15 protein-coding genes are annotated in these 16,230 nt (G+C 72.8%); 7 read left to right on the forward strand and 8 right to left on the reverse strand.

Features of this window, described 5'->3' with window-relative positions:
* Window positions 1-125 precede the first annotated feature (125 nt).
* The 4 genes from D0D15_RS24025 (at window position 126) to D0D15_RS37195 (ending at window position 5,772) form a co-directional block, all read left to right on the forward strand.
* Window positions 126-2,702, forward strand: coding sequence for an HAD family hydrolase (locus D0D15_RS24025; RefSeq protein WP_244214981.1), 2,577 nt, complete (start codon window positions 126-128; stop codon window positions 2,700-2,702).
* Complete coding sequence (locus D0D15_RS24030; protein WP_115944753.1) at window positions 2,699-3,694, forward strand: class I SAM-dependent methyltransferase; 996 nt, start codon at window positions 2,699-2,701, stop codon at window positions 3,692-3,694. Before D0D15_RS24025 ends, D0D15_RS24030 begins: the two co-directional genes overlap by 4 nt.
* On the forward strand, window positions 3,691-5,043 hold the full coding sequence (locus D0D15_RS24035) for a glucosyltransferase (protein ID WP_094003966.1): 1,353 nt from the start codon (window positions 3,691-3,693) through the stop codon (window positions 5,041-5,043). Before D0D15_RS24030 ends, D0D15_RS24035 begins: the two co-directional genes overlap by 4 nt.
* Window positions 5,044-5,574: 531 nt before the next feature.
* On the forward strand, window positions 5,575-5,772 hold the full coding sequence (locus D0D15_RS37195; RefSeq protein WP_233157104.1) for a hypothetical protein: 198 nt from the start codon (window positions 5,575-5,577) through the stop codon (window positions 5,770-5,772).
* 53 nt (window positions 5,773-5,825) lie between these two features.
* Here D0D15_RS37195 and D0D15_RS24050 read toward each other — a convergent pair whose 3' ends face one another.
* Window positions 5,826-6,959, reverse strand: coding sequence for a GuaB3 family IMP dehydrogenase-related protein (locus D0D15_RS24050; protein WP_115944754.1), 1,134 nt, complete (start codon window positions 6,957-6,959; stop codon window positions 5,826-5,828).
* Window positions 6,960-7,033: 74 nt separating this feature from the next.
* On the reverse strand, window positions 7,034-8,536 hold the full coding sequence (guaB, locus tag D0D15_RS24055) for an IMP dehydrogenase (protein WP_094003964.1): 1,503 nt from the start codon (window positions 8,534-8,536) through the stop codon (window positions 7,034-7,036).
* Between the two features lie 164 nt (window positions 8,537-8,700).
* On the opposite strand from guaB, the gene D0D15_RS24060 reads away from it, so the two are divergent.
* Window positions 8,701-9,099, forward strand: a complete 399-nt coding sequence (locus D0D15_RS24060; RefSeq protein ID WP_162830649.1) for a DUF5319 domain-containing protein — start codon at window positions 8,701-8,703, stop codon at window positions 9,097-9,099.
* A 520-nt stretch (window positions 9,100-9,619) separates the two neighbouring features.
* Here the strand turns inward: D0D15_RS24060 and D0D15_RS24065 are convergent.
* From D0D15_RS24065 to D0D15_RS24085, 5 genes are all read right to left on the reverse strand, one after another.
* Entirely contained in the window at window positions 9,620-10,537 is a 918-nt protein-coding gene (locus D0D15_RS24065) for an anti-sigma-D factor RsdA (protein ID WP_115944755.1), read from the reverse strand.
* Window positions 10,538-11,110 carry a sigma-70 family RNA polymerase sigma factor gene (locus tag D0D15_RS24070; protein WP_026153775.1) on the reverse strand — a complete coding sequence of 191 codons (573 nt, stop codon included), beginning with the start codon at window positions 11,108-11,110 and terminating at the stop codon, window positions 10,538-10,540. It abuts the gene before it with no gap.
* 254 nt (window positions 11,111-11,364) lie between these two features.
* Complete coding sequence (locus tag D0D15_RS24075; protein WP_017986686.1) at window positions 11,365-11,961, reverse strand: response regulator transcription factor; 597 nt, start codon at window positions 11,959-11,961, stop codon at window positions 11,365-11,367.
* 141 nt (window positions 11,962-12,102) lie between these two features.
* Window positions 12,103-12,939, reverse strand: coding sequence for a hypothetical protein (locus D0D15_RS24080; protein WP_115944756.1), 837 nt, complete (start codon window positions 12,937-12,939; stop codon window positions 12,103-12,105).
* 1 nt (window position 12,940) lies between these two features.
* Complete coding sequence (locus tag D0D15_RS24085; protein WP_094003960.1) at window positions 12,941-13,840, reverse strand: MerR family transcriptional regulator; 900 nt, start codon at window positions 13,838-13,840, stop codon at window positions 12,941-12,943.
* A gap of 273 nt (window positions 13,841-14,113) precedes the next feature.
* Here D0D15_RS24085 and D0D15_RS24090 point away from each other — a divergent pair, with 273 nt between their 5' ends.
* The gene (locus D0D15_RS24090; protein WP_094003959.1) at window positions 14,114-14,416 is read left to right on the forward strand and encodes a WhiB family transcriptional regulator; all 303 of its coding nucleotides are present in this window, start codon (window positions 14,114-14,116) and stop codon (window positions 14,414-14,416) included.
* A 40-nt stretch (window positions 14,417-14,456) separates the two neighbouring features.
* Here D0D15_RS24090 and D0D15_RS24095 read toward each other — a convergent pair whose 3' ends face one another.
* Window positions 14,457-15,065 (reverse strand): TetR/AcrR family transcriptional regulator, encoded by a 609-nt coding sequence (locus D0D15_RS24095; RefSeq protein WP_198958137.1) that lies wholly within the window; start codon window positions 15,063-15,065, stop codon window positions 14,457-14,459.
* Window positions 15,066-15,160: 95 nt separating this feature from the next.
* Here D0D15_RS24095 and D0D15_RS24100 point away from each other — a divergent pair, with 95 nt between their 5' ends.
* Window positions 15,161-15,901 (forward strand): SDR family NAD(P)-dependent oxidoreductase, encoded by a 741-nt coding sequence (locus tag D0D15_RS24100; RefSeq protein ID WP_094004033.1) that lies wholly within the window; start codon window positions 15,161-15,163, stop codon window positions 15,899-15,901.
* Window positions 15,902-16,230: the final 329 nt, after the last annotated feature.

Below are 16,230 nucleotides of genomic sequence, written 5' to 3' on the forward strand. Positions count from 1 at the left end.
CGGGGCAACCTTTTCGCCGCGCGTAACGTATTTCCCCCATAAGAGTGATTCTCTTGGTATCACTCATCACATTCACTGGGGAGATCGACTTGTCGCTACCGCCTTCGCTCGCCCGGGTCCGCCGGATGATCACCGACGGCTCGTGCGCCGCCCTGTCACTGGACGTCTTCGACACCATCCTGTGGCGGCGCACCCCTCGGCCCACCGACGTGTTCGCCGTGCTGGGGGCGCGGCTCGTGCGCGACGGCCGGTGCCCGGGCTGGGTCACGCCGGCCGCGTTCCGGCGCATGCGGATCGTCGCGGAGCAGCGGGCGCGGCAGAGCGAGGAGGCGCTGGGCACCGAGGTGTCGCTGTCCGACATCTGGCAGCACATGCCGCTGCGGATCTTCGGCGCCGAGCTGCCCGAGCTGGTCCGCGCCGAGGTGACCTGCGAGCGCGACTTCACCGTGCCCGACCTCGACATCGCCGAGCTGGTCGAACTTGCCGCGAAGCACCACGTGCCGACCGTGCTGGTGTCGGACACCTACTTCACCGAGGAGCACCTGGCCGAGCTGCTGGACCGGCCCGGCCTGGGCGCGCTGCGCGAGGCCCGGATCTTCCGCTCGCACCAGCACGGGCTGGACAAGGCGTCCGGGCTGTGGGAGATCGTCCTGGACAACCTCGGCGTGCACCCCGAGCAGGTCGTGCACATCGGGGACAACGCGGTCGCCGACATCGAGGTGCCGCGCGAGCTGGGGATCCGGACCGTGTACTACGAGCGGCTGGACGAGGAGTTCCGCGCGGTGCTGGAGCGGGAGCGCGAGCCGCTCGGCCTGGAGGACCCGCTGGGCGAGCACCTCGACACCGGCCAGGGCGACTACGGCATCACCAGCCTGCGCGCGAAGACCCTCCAGCGCGCCGACCCCGCGGCGCCGACCCCGGTCCGCACCGCGTGGCGGTACGGCGCCTCGGTGCTCGGGCCGGTGCTGACCGGGTTCGCCGAGTGGGTCGCGCTGCGCGCCCACCAGTCCGGCATCTCCGTGCTGTGGTGCCCGATGCGTGAGGGCACCCTGCTCTCCGCGCTGATCAACAACGCCGCGCAGGCACGCGGCTGGCAGGTCGAAGCCCGGCCGGTCTGGCTGTCCCGGCACGTCACCTCGCTGGCCGCGCTCGACCCGGCCGACGCGGACTCGCTGCGCCAGTTCATCGAGCAGCGCCACGGGCTCACCGTCCGCCAGCTCATGCAGGCCCTGCACCTGCGGCCGGGCGACGTGCCGCCGCTGGCCGAGATGCTGGACACCGTCCTGGACAACGGCCGCGAGGCCGGGCTGGTCACCGACGTGCTCACCGAGACCGCCCACCTGCGCAACAAGCTGACGGTCACGGTCACCCGCATCCGCGAGCGCGTGCTCGGCGAGCTGCGCCGCGCCGGGATGCTGGACGAGCCCGAGCCGGCGCTGGTCGACCTCGGCTGGGGCGGCACGATCCAGTACTACCTGGGCAAACTGCTCGACGTCGCCGGCATCGGCGCCCGCCCGGCCGGCTTCTACCTCGCCACCGACGACCGGTCCACCCGCGTGTACCGGGCCGGGCTGCGCATCGAGGGCTACCTGAGTCAGGGCGGGCAGCCGCCGGAGATCGCGCGGACTGTCAGCCGCAGCCCGGAGGTGCTGGAGCAATCGGTCAACGACTTCTGCGGCTCGCTGCTGGACTTCGCCGACGACGGCTCGCCCGTGCTCGGCCCGGCCTCCGACGGCGCGGACCAGCTGGCGCAGCGCCGCGCGGTCCAGGACGGCATCCGCGAGTTCCAGGCCCAGTGGAACCGCTACGCGGGCGACGGCTGGCCGGACCTGACCGGCGCCGCGCGGCACCGGCTGGCGAACATCCTGGTGTCCGCGCTGAAGGCCCCCACCACCGCGGAGGCCGCGGTGTTCGGCAACTGGGCGCACGAGGACAACTTCGGCTCCGCGCTGATCACCCGCGTGGTGCCGGAGGACCTGGTGCCCGCGATCCCCTACCTCTCCCCCGCCGACCTGGCCGACCTGACCATGCGCGACGCGTTCTGGCCCGCCCTGCTCGCGGCCTCGGACACCCGCCTGGCCGCCGGGGCCCGCGCGCTCGCCGAGCGGCAGGTGGACGCCGACCTGTTCGAGCCGTCCGACAATCCCGCCGAGACCCGGCTGAGCTTCCGCACCGGCGACGGCGAATGGCACGACGGGCCGCGCCGCCGGGTGCGGATCAACCACGACGGACTGTCCTTCGCGCGACTGGACTTCCGCTCGGCCGTCGTCACCGACGGTGCGGTCGCGGTGCCCGGGCGGCCCGCGCTGGTGCGGATCGACTGGGTCGAGGTGAAGGCGATCGTGCCCGGTCAGAGCGTGCCGCGGGTCGAGCGCTGGGAACACCCCGAGGACTTCGCCGGGCTGATCCACGCCGCCTGCCGGTGGCTGGGCGGCACGCTGTTCGAGTTCGAGGCCGACGAGGGGGCGGTGTGGTTCCCGGTCGCCGCCCGGTTCGGCGCGCCGGTGACGTCCGGGCAGGTGACGGTCGCCTTCGCGATGCTGCCGAAGTCGCGCACCGGGCTGGGCGTCCACCCGCCGTCGGCGCCGCGGCTGACCCGCGTGACGAGCCGGGTGCGCGAGGAGCTGCGCACGCACGGACCGGTCGGACTGGCCACGTCGGCGGCGCGCATCGCCGTGCGGCAGCTGCGGAGCGGCAAGTGAACGACTACGGCACCCGCACCGACCCGCACGCGCAGGCCCGCGCGGCCCGCCAGGCGCCCCTGCTGCTGCACTCGCTGTCCTGTTTCCGGGAGATCTTCGAGGTCGTCTACGCGCACCACCCGATCTCCACGGTGGTCGAGGTCGGCGTCGAATCGGGGCAGGTCAGCGGCATCTACACGGAGCTGGGCGCCGAGGCGGTGTACTGCGTGGACCCGGCCCCGACCGACAGCCTGCGCGCCGCGCTGGCCGGCAACCCGGCCCTGCACCTGGTCGAGGACCACTCCCCGGACGTGCTGCCGGACCTCCCGGTCGCGGACCTCTACGTGCTGGACGGCGACCACAACTACGCCACCGTGCGGGCCGAACTGGCCTGGGTGCTGGCGAACGCGCGGGACGCCGTGGTCGTGCTGCACGACCTGCTGTGGCCGTGCTCGCGACGGGACCAGTACTACCTGCCGTCCCGGCTCGCGCCGGAGGACCGCCATCCGTCCAGTTCGGAGGGTCCGACCGTGTGGCACGACGAGCTGACCCGCGCCGGATTCGTCGGCCTGGGCGCGTTCACCTGCGCTCAGGAGGCGGGCGGCGAGCGCAACGGCGTGCTCACCGCGGTCGAGGACGTGCTGACCGAGGACTGGCAGCTGGCGATGATCCCGGCGATCTTCGGCGTCGGCGTGGTGACGCGCGACGAGGAGTTGCTGGACGCGCTGCGGCCCTACCGCGACTCGCGGCTGCTCTACACGATGGAGAACAACCGCATCGCGCTCTACACCCGGTTGCTGCAGCTGCAGTACGAAATGGTGGCGCACGCGGAGAACGCGGACACGATGGCGGAGACGATCGCGCGGCAGCGGCACGACCTCGACCAGCTCGCGGCGGAGACCGCCGACCTGCGGGCCGAGGCCGACGAGCTGCGCAGGCAGAACGAACGGCTGCGGGCGATGCTCGACGAGCGTCCCGCGACGCTCGCCGACCGCGTCCTGCGACGGCAGTGAACCGGGCTCGCACCGCGACGGTCGCGGCGAGCGTGGCCTGGGTGCTGGCCGCGACCTGGTTGCAGCTCATGCGTGGTCCCGGGCTGCGTGCGTACGACGTGGTGTGGGCGGAGGACGGCGGTGTCTTCCTGAACCAGGCGATGCGGCATTCCTTGTGGCACAACCTGGTCACCCCGCACGCCGGGTACCTGCAGGTGGTCGCGAAGCTGGTGGCGCAGCCGGTCGCGGCGCTGCCGCCGCAGTGGGCGGCGGCCGCGCTGGCGACGGGTGCGGCGCTGGTGGTCGCGTTGATCTCGCTGCTGGTGTGGTTCCACAGTGGACGTGTGCTGCGGTCGGCCTGGGCGCGGGTACTGGTGACCGCGATCGTGCCGCTGCTGCCGCAGGCCGGGTTCGAGGTGAACGCGGCGGTCAGCGACCTGCACTGGTACCTGGCCTACGCGGCGTTCTGGGTGCTGCTCGCGCCGCCGCGATCGGTGGCCGGGCAGGTGGGTTCGGCGGCGGTGGTGGCGCTGGCGGCGCTGTCCGATCCGCTGACCGCGCTGGTGCTGCCCGCCGCGGTCGTCGGGATCGCACGGGCGCCGCGCCGGCTGGTCGCCGGCATCGCGCCGGCGGTGATGGTGGTGGCGCTGGCCGTGCAGGGCTGGGTGCACCTGACCCGCGCGGCCGGGTACCGGGCGAGCGAGACGGTGGCCGGTGATCTGCCGTCGATCTACGGGCTGCGGGTGGTGCTGAGCGCGCTGACCGGGGACCGCCTGCTGGGGCCGGTGTACCAGGCGGCCGGGCTGGTGCTGGTGGCGGTCGTCGGCGTGGTGGTGGCGCTGGCCGTGGCGCTGCTGCTGTGGCGCGCGGACCGGGTGGCGCGGCAGGTCGCGGTGGTGGGCCTGGTGTGTTCGGTGGCGTACCTGGCGGTGCCGGTCGGGTTGCGGGGCACCGGCGGGTTCCTGGAGCGCGCGGAGTTCTCGCTGAACGGGTCGCGGTACGCGATCGTGCCGCTGCTGTTGTTCTGGGTCGCGGTGGCGGCGCTGCTGGACCGGTTGCGGCCGCGGGCGGTCGTCGGCGGCGCGGTCGCGGTGTTCCTGGGCGTGCAGGTGCTCAGCGACTGGGCGGGTTCGAGCGTGCGCACCGGCGGCCCGTCGTGGCGCGCGTCCGTGGCCGAGGCGCGGGCCGCGTGCGCGGCACCGGTCCGTCCGCCGCAGCCGGTGCCGCTGGTGGCCGAGGAAGCGGGCCGGTACGCCGTGCCGATCTTCCCCGGACCCGACGACGTCACGATCGTCGTCGCGCCGGTGCCGCCACCCGGTGAGCCACTGCTGTTCGCGGTGGTCGTGCCGTGCACGGAGTTGCGGGACTAGTTGTGTTGTCTGGTGAGGTTGCTTCCGCGGTGGGCTGGGGTGTGACTGCCGATGCCGGTGTGGAGTCGGGGGTAGCCGCCGGGCCGTGGGCGCGGTAACGCCCGGCCCACCGGGCCGGCCGCACCCTGCCCAACGGCGTTGTGGTGACACACCGAACCCGGAGGTCCTCACCCACATCAAGATCATCCAACCCGGGTCAGACCACCACCGACGTCCCCGAACACACAACTAACCTCTCTCCGCGTTCGCGAGCACCGCGTCCACCCGCACGGGCGGTCGCCCTCGGCCTGGAGCAGGCGGACGATCGCGCGGCGGGTGGGGTCGGCGAAACCCATCCGCACCCAGGCCCCACGGACCGCAGCGGCCGTACGAACCCGACGTGGCGGGTCCGGAGAACATCGACACCGGAACGGTCGCCTACGCCCCGGACGGCGGTTCCCGGTTCGGGGTGGCCATCACGTTCGACGGGCGGCGCTCGACGTCGACCGATCGCCGGTCAGCGGGGCCATCCTGGAGAACACGCTGGAACGCGTGGTGGGCGACTACCGCGAGGACTACGGCTGGGGGCTCGACGAGATCGTGCCGCCGAGCGACGTCCCGCCGCAGGACCCGCCCAGCACGTCGGCGTTCACCGTGACCTTCGGTGCCGTCCACCGGGGACACAGCTTCGTGCAGAGCTTCGCCCGCCCCGGGACCCAGGTGGCGCCGGCGTGTGGAGCGAGTACGTGACCGGCCAGACCACCCTGGTCGAGGGCACGCTGACGCGCCCGTGAGGGGCCGGGTCAGCCGCGGACCGACAGGCCCACGCGCTGGAACTCCTTGAGGTCGGAGTAGCCGGTCTTGGCCATCGCGCGGCGCAGCGCTCCGAAGAGGTTGATCGCGCCCTCCGCGTCGGACGAGGGGCCGAACAGCAGCGTCTTCAGGTCCACCTCGATGTCCGGCCCGGCGGCGACCCGCGAGCGCGGCAGGTTCGGGTGGGCGGCGGCCGCGGTCCAGTACAGGCCGTGGCCGGGCGCCTCGGACGCCGCCGCCAGTGGGGCGCCCACCACCACGGCGTCGGCGCCGCAGGCGATCGCCTTCGCGATGTCGCCCGAGCTGGTGATCCCACCGTCGGCCAGGACGTGCACGTACCGGCCGCCGGTCTCGTCCAGGTAGTCACGCCGGGCGGCGGCCGCGTCGATGATCGCGGTCGCCATCGGCACGCCGATGCCCAGCACGCGGTCGGTGCTCGTCACGCCCGGCGTGTAGCCGTGGCCGACGATCACGCCGGCCGCGCCGGTGCGCATCAGGTGCATCGCCGTGCGGTAGTCCGACACGCCACCGGCGATCACCGGGACGTCCAGGCCACCGATGAAGTCCTTGAGGTCCAGCGGATCGGCGTCGTCGTGGGCGACGTGCTCCGCGGAGATGATCGTGCCCTGCACGACCAGGATCTCGACCCCGGCCGCGATCAGGTGCGGCGTCAGCTCGGCCGCGCGCTGCGGGCTCACCCGCGCCGCGACCGTCACCCCCGACTCGCGCACCCGCCGGATCGCCTCGGCCAGCAGCTCGGGCTGCGCCGGCGCGGAGTGCAGCTCCTGCAGGGTCCTCACCAGCGCGGTGCGGTCCTCGTCCTTCGCGGCGTCCACCAGCCGGAGCAGCGCCTGCTCGGCGTTGGCGTGCCGGGCCCACAGGCCCTCGGCGTTCAGCACGCCCAGCCCGCCCAGCTTGCCGATCCCGACCGCCGTCTCCGGCGACACCACCGCGTCAGTCGGGTGGGTGACCAGCGGGATGTCGAACCGGTAGGCGTCGATCTGCCACGCGGTGGACACGACCGCCGACGACCGGGTCCGCCGGAACGGGACGATCTCCACGTCATCGAGGTCGTACGCCCGCCGCGCGGTGCGTCCCATGCCGATCTCGACCAGATCGCGCACGTCAGGTCCCTTCTCGCCGCCAGTAGTGACGGTTCATTGTCGCTAGGCCATCGGTGTGACCTGCGACCAGGGGGTCACCGCGAGGTGTAGTTGGGCGCCTCGACCGTCATCGTCACGTCGTGCGGGTGGCTCTCCTTCAGGCCCGCGGCGGTGATCCGCACCAGCTGCGCCTGCTGCAGCTGCTCGATGGTCTCCGCGCCCGCGTAGCCCATGCCCGAGCGCAGCCCGCCGACGAGCTGGTGCACGACGTTGGCCAGCGGCCCGCGGAACGCGATGCGGCCCTCGATGCCCTCCGGCACCAGCTTGTCCTCGCTGAGCACGTCGTCCTGCGAGTAGCGGTCCTTCGAGTACGACTTGCGCCCGTCCCGCGACTGCATCGCGCCCAGCGACCCCATGCCGCGGTAGGTCTTGAACTGCTTGCCGTTGACCAGGATCAGGTCGCCCGGTGACTCGGCGGTGCCGGCCAGCAGGCTGCCCAGCATCACGGTGGACGCGCCGGCGGTGATGGCCTTGGCGATGTCACCCGAGTACTGGATGCCGCCGTCGCCGATCACCGGCACCCCGGCCGGGCGGCAGGCCTTGTCGGCCTCGTAGATCGCGGAGATCTGCGGCACGCCGACCCCGGCGACGATGCGCGTGGTGCAGATCGAGCCCGGGCCGACGCCCACCTTGACCGCGTCCGCGCCCGCGTCGACCAGCGCCTGCGCGCCGGCGCGGGTGGCCACGTTGCCGCCGACGATGTCGACCGTGTCGCCCAGCTCCTTCTTCAGGGTGGCGACCATGTCGATGACCGCGCGCGAGTGGCCGTGCGCGGTGTCGACCATCAGCACGTCCACGCCCGCGTCCGCGAGCGCCATCGCGCGCTGGTGACCGGCCGCGCCGACGCCGACCGCGGCGCCGACGACCAGGCGGCCGTCCGGGTCCTTGGTGGCGTGCGGGTACTGCTCGGTCTTGACGAAGTCCTTGACGGTGATCAGCCCACGCAGCTTGCCCGCGCCGTCGACGATCGGCAGCTTCTCGATCTTGTGGCGGCGCAGCAGGCCCAGCGCCGCGTCCGCGGTGACGCCGACCTGCGCGGTGATCAGGTTCTCCTTGGTCATCACCTCGCTGACCGGGCGGCTGTGGTCCAGCTCGAACCGCATGTCGCGGTTGGTGATGATGCCCACCAGCGTGCCGGAGGCGTCGGTCACCGGCAGGCCGGAGATGCGGAACCGCGCGCACAGGGCGTCGACCTCGGCGAGCGTGTCGTCGGGCGAGCAGGTGACCGGGTCGGTGACCATGCCGGCCTCGGACCGCTTGACGACCTCGACGGCCGCGGCCTGCTCCTCGATCGGCAGGTTGCGGTGCAGGACGCCCATGCCGCCCTGGCGGGCCATGCTGATCGCCATGCGCGCCTCGGTGACGGTGTCCATCGCGGCGGACACCAGCGGGATGCGCAGGGTGATGTTCCGGGACAGCCGGGTCGACGTGTCGACATTGCTGGGCACGACGTCCGACTCGGCCGGCAGCAGCAGCACGTCGTCGAAGGTCAGCCCGAGCATCGCGAACTTGTCTTCCGGGGCGAACTCGCTCGTCATGGGGGTGGCTGACCTTCCTGGCAGTGGCGGGTGAACCTTTCATCGATGGTATCTGGCGCCCGCGGCGGCAACCCCCGGACTGGGGCCAGACGTGACCGGGGAAACTCGCTCCCGTTTGGGGGGACGGAAAGGCCCTGGACAAGCGACCCGGTCGGACAGGTACGGTGCGACGCGTGCCGCACGAAGTGTTGCCCCCCGACCCGTTCGCCGACGATCCGGACGACCCCGCCCGGGAGCTCGCCGGCTTCGGGGACGACGAGCTGGCCGAACCGATGGACGCGCAGGCGCGCGCCGAGCTCCTGGCGGACCTGTCCGACCTGGCGGTCTACCAGGCGCTGCTGGAGCCGCGCGGGGTGCGCGGGATCGTGGTCGACTGCGGCGAATGCGATCAGCCGCACTTCCACGACTGGCACCTGCTGCGCGCGAGCCTCGAGCAGTTGCTCGCGGACGGGCGGATGCGCCCGCACGAGCCGGCCTTCGACCCCAACCCGGCGGACTACGTGAGCTGGGACTACTGCCGCGGTTTCGCGGACGGGATCACGACAACCGAAAGCGCCTACTGACCGATAGCGAGGAGGCCCGGCCGCGGGAGGCCGGGCCTTCGCCATGTCCGGGAGCGTGCAGCGCGGGGCACGTCCAGCGCGCGACAGTCCCCGGCCCCGGGACGCGGCCGCACAGCCCCGGGGCCGCCGAAGACCGGACCTTCCTCAGGTCCGGGGCTGCGGAGAGCGGCGGCGCTCCAGGCGCGTCCGGCGCACGACGGTCCCGGCAGCGGGACGCGGCCCGCGCACAGCCCCGGGGCCGCCGAAGTCCGGGCCTTCCTCAGGACCGGATGTGCGGCGCTCCTGACACGTCCGACGCGCGACGGTCCCGGCAGCGGGACGCGGCCCCCGCAGCCCCGGGCCGCGGGAGGCCGGCCTTCGCCATGTCCGGCCCTGGATCTGCCGAGCCGTCCGGTCCACGGTCCGGCGCTGCGCTCCGGGCGGAAGGACTCCGGCGAGCCCCACCCTGCGGTTCGAGGCCAGCTCCCCCCGGAAACGAAGAAAGACCCGGCCGCTCCCGGCCGGGTCCCTTCGCGCGTGGTCAGTTCGAGCTGGTGCCGGTGTCCACACCGGCCGGCGCCTGGCCCGCTCCCGAGTCCGGCGTGTCGTAGCGCACCGTGCTCCCCGAGGTGCCGTCGCCCGGGGCCGTCGTGCTGCTCTCCGTCGTCGGGCTCGGCGACGGGGTGCTGCTCTCCGACGGGCTCGGCGTCGTGGTGGGCTGCGGCGTCGTCGTGCTCGACGGCGACGGCGACTTGGTCGAGCTCGGCGGCGGCAGCGCGGCCGACGTCGGCAGCGAGGTCGGCGAGTCCGGCGTGGTCGTGGAGGAGTCCGGCAGCATCGAGGCGAGCTGCTGGTGCTCGGCCATCAGCTGGCTGAGGTTCTCCTCCTCGGTGACCTGGCTCAGCGTCGCGGCGGCCTCGGCCAGCGCCTGCTGCGCCTCGGCGATCCGGCCCTGGGACAGGGCGATGCTGGCCTGCTGCAGGTCGATGCGGGCCGCGGAGGCGGCCTCGACCGACCGCGCGTGGTCGGCGTAGAGCACCTTGGTCAGGCCCCACAGCGTGTCGCCGGGCTGGGCGTCCCGCGCGGCGATGCTGGTGCCGGTGAACCCGATGGCGAGGACGGCGGCGGCCGTGGCGACCGGCACGAGCAGGCGGCGACGGCGCGCCCGCTGCCCGTGGCGGCGGGCCATCGCGGCCGTCTTGATCGTGGTGACCGCGGTGTCGGTGTCGATGAGCTCGGCGAGCGGCTCGCTGTCGATGTCGCGCCGCCAGGACAGCAGCAGCGCGTTGAGTTCCTGATCGCCCAGGTCGTCGGCGATACCGGGATCGGACCCGCCCAGCGAGTCCAGCAGACCGTCGTCCGCGCGGATCGCGGTGAGGTCCGCCTCGAACTCCGCCCGTGACGAACTCATGGTCGACTCGAACTCGAGCTCACGTCTGACGTCTTCGCGATCGGTCACTCAGGCCACCTCCTCGGACGCCAGCGCCTTGCGGAGCCGGGCCAGCGCGCGGTGCTGGGCGACACGGACGGCCCCCGGCGTCGAACCGACCGCTTCCGCGGTCTCCTCTGCGGACAGGCCCACGACCACCCGCAGCACCACGATCTCGCGCTGCTTGTCGGGCAGGACCCGGAGCAGCTGTGCCATGCGCTCGTTCAACTCCCCCTGCAAAGCCCGCTGCTCGGGCCCGATGTCGCCCTCGATCTCGTCGGGGATCTCGGCGACGGGCTCGGCCCGGTTGCGCGCGGCGGCCCGATGCGCGTCGGCCACCTTGTGCTGGGCGATGCCGTACACGAAGGCCAGGAACGGACGGCCTTGGTCACGGTACGAAGGCAACGCCGTGAGCACTGCTAGACACACCTCCTGGGCCACATCGTCTGCCGAGGCGAACGACCGCTCCTGTCGTCCGACCCGGGCACGGCAATACCGCACCACCAGGGGACGGATAGCGGCCAGCAGCCGCTCCACCGCCTGGGGATCCCCCTCGACAGCGGCGGCGACTGGCTCATCCAGCCCGTCCCCCACATTGGCCATCGCAGACAACAGTCCCAGCGTTACGTGTAGGCGTGCAAAATCAACGGCGCGGCAATCCCCACATCGCTCACACCGGTGAGGCCTACGGTACCTGGCGACGCCGGTGTCGCGTATGCGTGGTCGGCTCTACAGCCGCGCCGGCCTCGCCGAACCGAGGCCGCCCAGTATCGCACGGATGTGGCTCGCAGTGGGGTCGATGAAGCCACGCGGCGCGCGGAACCGCGAAGTGTCCTCCGCCGATCCGCGCGTCCGCGTCAGGAGACCAGACCGCGACGGAAGCCGTGGGCCACGGCCTGCGCCCGGTCCCGCACGCCGAGCTTGCGGAACAGACGGCGGGCGTGGGTCTTCACGGTGTCCTCGGACAGGTACAGCTCACGGCCGATCTGTCCGTTGCTCTTGCCCTGGCTCATGCCGCGCAGCACCTGCAGCTCGCGCTCGGTGAGCTGGACGCCCGGGTCGGCCGGCTGGCGCGGCGCGGGCACCGAGGTGCTGGCGAGCGTGTGCGCGAGCGCGGCGACCAGCTCCGGCCGGGACGCGTCCCAGCGCAGGTAGCCGCGGGCACCGCCGGCGATGGCGGCGGCGATGCTGCCGGCGTCGTCCGGCGCGCCGAAGACGATCACGTTGGCCTGAGGGTTGGCGGACACCAGCCGCCGAGTCGCCTCCACCCCGGCCGGCATCGCGCGCTGGGTGCCGACGAGCACGACGTCGACCGGCTGCCGCGAGTACCGGGCCAGCAACTCGTCACCGTGCGCTACACAGTCGATGCGACTGACACCGGGGACAGCAGACATCACGCGGGTGAGCCCTTCGCGGACACTGCGTCGGTCGTCGCAGATCAAGACCGTCGTCACGGGTGTTCCTTCCTGCAGCCGGGTGACATTCCATATCCCCTATCGGACGCTTGAGGCCGTACCTTGACACGATCCGGTGGCTTTTTTTGGAACTTCTTCGCCCGGATGTCGGTATGGCCGGCCGAGGCCCCGCACCCGGGGTCAGACCGGAACCCACGGTGAACCATGCGCGATCCGCCTCCCCTCGGGATCGGAGTTTAGTAACACTGCGTGTAACACCGCGGCCGTTCGCGATCGGTGGCGGTCCGCCTCGGCGGGCCACAGATCGGCCGCGATCAGCCCGGCGGGCCAGCTGAGCGAGGACAGTTCGTACTTGTCCGCGTCGGCCAGGGCGCCGGAGACGAGCTCCCCGGCTCTTCGTTTCTGCCCGATGGTGCCCAGCGCCGCGCCGAGCACCAGCCGCGACTTGACGGTGTGCCGGATCGATCCGGCGGCGGTGGCCTTGCCGAGTGCCGCCTCGGCGGGCGCGACGGCGGCCTCGGCCTCGCCCGAGGCGAGGGCCAGTTCCGCGGTGACCCAGCCGAGCCGGGTCCGGGTGCGCCAGTTGTCCGCGGCGGCGGCCGCCCGGCCGAGGACCCGCCGCGACGCGGTGAGCCGCCCGGTGCCGAGGTGGTCGGCGGCCAGTCCGAGCAGCGCGTCGGCGAGCGCGCCGCGGGCGTCCAGGCCGTCGGGATCCGGTTCCGACTCCGCGGCGGCGGCCCGGCGGAGCGCGGAGCCGTCGAGTCCGCGGGCCACGGCGTGCCCGCCGAGCTGACGGCGGTGCGAGGCGAGGGTGGCCAGCGCCAGCGCGGCGATCACCTGGTCCCGGCCGCGGGCGAGCCCGTCGAGCAGGGTGGCCGCGGCCGCGTACCGGCCCTGGGCGCCGAGCACGATCGCGCCGAGCAGGCGCCGCTTCGGCGGGCCGCCGGCCGCGAGCACGCGGGGCGGCGGCGCCGGCCGGTCGCCGAAGGCCGCTCGTCGGAACTCGATCTCGTGCACGTTACTTCCCTACCAGGACGTACTCGATGCGGTCAGCCGCCGTCCGCAGGTCGGGCAGCGGCTCGACGCGGTCGGGCAGCATCCCGGCGCGCCAGCCGCGGCCCGCGGCGAACAGGCGGCTGCGCAGGCCACCGCGGGACACCTCGGGGAACAGCTCCGCGTCGGCGTTGCCGGGACGGTCGGCCCACAGCACCACGGCCGCGGGCGAGCTGCGCCGCACGGCGGCCGACAACGCTGGCTCGGGCAGCGGGAGCCCGAACAGCTGCGAGCCGATGCGGCGCCCGGCCAGACCGGCGGCCAGCACGTGCAGCGGCAGCGCGTCCGGCTCGTCCGGGACCCGGCTGAGCAGGACCGGGCGCTGGTTGCGGGGGTGGTCGAGCACCGGGGTCGCGCGCACCACGGCGGACAGCACGCACTCGGTCAGCAGGGCCTGCACCTCGACCCCGGCCGGGCTGCCCGGCCAGCCGTTGCCGCAGGCGTCGAGGACCGGGGCGATCACGCCCTCCCACGCGTCGAGGACGCCGGCGCCGCCGATCGCGTCGTCGAGGGTCTGCTGCACCGCCCGGCCGTCGAGCGCGACCGCGGCCGCGCGCAACCGCCGGGCCGCCGCGCCGTTCTGCGCTGCCGTCAGCTGTTCGGCGGGTGGCGGCAGCGGCTGGGCGGCGATCTCCGGAGCGGCGCCGAACGACTTCGGCATCTGCTGGAGCGCGTAGCGGGCGGCCTCCGCGGTCGAGGCGCCGCGCAGCAGCGCGCGCTGCATCAGTTCGAGGCGGCCGATGTCGGAGGCGCAGTAGCGGCGGTGCTTGCCGCCGGTGTGCCGGCTCGGGCCGAGCCCGTAGCGGCGGTCCCAGGTGCGCAGGGTCGAGGGCGCGACCCCGAGCCGCCGGGCGACGGCGGCCACGGGCATCGTCGGCTCGGCCTGACCGGCACCCCTGGGACGGCTCACCCGACCCAATATCCCGGTACCACTCGAACGGGGCAACCTGAATCGGTTTCGTTATTTTCCCTGTTTACGGCCCTGATCTCACGCATCCGGGGGAAGCCTAACGGCTGAATCGCCGGGATTCCCTTGAACAACTATTGGCGCGCTTCTAACGTTACCGCCGTTGCGCCATTCGGAGTAATCACCGGGCAACAAAGCAGGGGTGGCACGACCGAATCGGAGGCGGTCAGGATGGCAGACACGCGGAGGCTCCCGGGCCCGAACGCCGATATCTGGGATTGGCAGCTGCGGGGGTCGTGCAGGGGGATGGACAGCGGGGCCTTCTTCCACCCGGACGGCGAACGGGGGCCGGCGAGAGCGCGGCGGGAGGCCCGCGCGAAGGCGATCTGCCAGTCCTGCCCGGTGCTGGACCTGTGCCGGGAGCACGCGCTCGCGGTGCACGAGCCGTACGGGATCTGGGGCGGGCTGTCGGAAGCCGAGCGGGAGACGATCATCCGCACCGGAAAACCACAGCTGACCCTTTCCGGTCAGTAGCCGGAACGGAAAAAGCGGACGGCACCCGGGTGAACGCCCGTCAGCCGGGTGCCGTCTTTTTTCCCAGGAATCGCGGCCACACGGTCATCGCCGTGTCGATGACCGCTTCCAGGTCCGTCAGTTCCGCGCCGTCGCGGGCCTGAATCGACATCCCGTGCAGAATCGTGCCGTAGAACCGGACGATGCCGTCGATGTCGGCGTCCTCGGGCAGGTCGCCCTCCGCCACCGCGCGCCGCAGCCGCTCCGCGATGCCCATCAGGTTGCTCCGTCGTTTGGCGGCCAGGAATTCGCGGACCGGCCGGTTCTGTTCCGTGCAGTTCAGCGCGGCGAGCACCACCATGCACCCGCGCGGGTGCCCGTCCTCGACGTAGCCGCGGGCGCTGTGACGCAGCCACGCCTCGACCGCGTCGCGCGCGGCCGCCTCCTCCGGCGGCCGGCGCGCGAACCGCTCCCGGTAGCGCTCGATCGCCTCCCGGAACAACGCCTCCTTCCCGCCGAACGCCGCGTACAGGCTCGGCGAGTTGATCTTCATGGCGGCGGTGAGGTCGGACAGCGAGGTGCCCTCGTAGCCGCGCTCCCAGAAGACGTACATCGCCTCGTCGAGCGCCGCGTCCCGGTCGAAGGCCCTCGGGCGGCCGCGTGGTGACATGGTTCGCATTCTATAGCGATCGACACAGAAAGTCTTGACCCGCGATCCTGCCGCCGTTAATTTCTGTGTCGATCACTACAGAAATGGAGGACTCCATGGCTTCGCTGGACGGCAAGGTGGCGCTCGTGACCGGGGGCAGCAGGGGCATCGGCGCGGCGATCGCGCGGAAGCTCGCGGCGGAGGGCGCGCACGTCGCGGTGACCTACGAGCGGGCCGCCTCCCGCGCCGCCGAGGTGGTGGCCTCGGTCGAGGGGCTGGGCCGCAAGGCGCTCGCGATCCAGGCGGACAGCGGCGACGCGGACGCGCTGACCGCGGCGGTGCACCAGGCCGCCGAGGCGCTGGGCGGGCTGGATGTACTGGTCAACAACGCCGGGGTGTTCCCGCACGGCACGGTCGAAGAGCTGAGCCTGGAGGACTTCGACCGGGCGCTGGCGGTCAACGTGCGGGCGGTGTTCGTCGCCACCAAGGCCGCGGTGCGGCACCTGCCCGACGGGGGACGGATCATCACGATCGGCAGCACGCTGGGCGAGCGGGCGCCACGGCAGGGCCTGAGCGCCTATGCCTCGTCGAAGGCGGCCGTGGTGGGGTTGAGCAGGGCGTTCGCGCGCGATCTCGGGGCGCGGGGGATCACGTCGGTGGTCGTGCAGCCGGGGCCGACCGACACGGACATGAACCCGGCGGACGGGCCGCGGGCCGCGAGCGCGCTCGCGTTGTCGGCCATCGGGCGGCACGCGGCGCCGGAGGATCTGGCGGCGACCGTCGCACATGTCGCGGGGCCCGCTGGGGCGTTCATCACCGGGTCGGTGATCACTGTCGATGGTGGGGTTAATGCGTAGGTAGGCGCTGCGCTACGCGCGTATCTGCGCTGCGCGCGGCTGGAAGCGCCGGCTTCGCTTCGCTACGCCCGGATTTGCCACTCCCGAACCCGATCTTTCAGTGTTCGGTTGCCGAGAAGTCGCGTCAAGGCGGGAAAGCGTGCCTTGACCCGACTGCTCGGCAACCGATTTGGCTGGGGATCGGGTTGCGGGAGAGGGGTGGCTCGGGCGGTGGGGTCGGCCTCGTTGCCGGGTGGCGGTTTGGGTCGTGGTGGCGGTGCTGTTATTGCCACTCGGCGATGTCGGGGCTGCCTCTTATACACACCTGACGCTGCCGACGAATGGAGAGG

It is taken from the genome of Amycolatopsis thermalba (assembly GCF_003385215.1).
GTDB lineage: Bacteria > Actinomycetota > Actinomycetes > Mycobacteriales > Pseudonocardiaceae > Amycolatopsis_E > Amycolatopsis_E thermalba.

Coding starts and splice junctions, on each gene's coding strand:
- D0D15_RS24025 (WP_244214981.1), top strand. CDS start 126: ATGATCACCGACGGCTCGTGCGCCGCCCTGTCACTGGACGTCTTCGAC.
- guaB (WP_094003964.1), bottom strand. CDS start 8,536: ATGACGAGCGAGTTCGCCCCGGAAGACAAGTTCGCGATGCTCGGGCTG.
- D0D15_RS24070 (WP_026153775.1), bottom strand. CDS start 11,110: ATGGCCAATGTGGGGGACGGGCTGGATGAGCCAGTCGCCGCCGCTGTC.
- D0D15_RS24090 (WP_094003959.1), top strand. CDS start 14,114: ATGGCAGACACGCGGAGGCTCCCGGGCCCGAACGCCGATATCTGGGAT.
- D0D15_RS24095 (WP_198958137.1), bottom strand. CDS start 15,065: ATGTCACCACGCGGCCGCCCGAGGGCCTTCGACCGGGACGCGGCGCTC.
- D0D15_RS24100 (WP_094004033.1), top strand. CDS start 15,161: ATGGCTTCGCTGGACGGCAAGGTGGCGCTCGTGACCGGGGGCAGCAGG.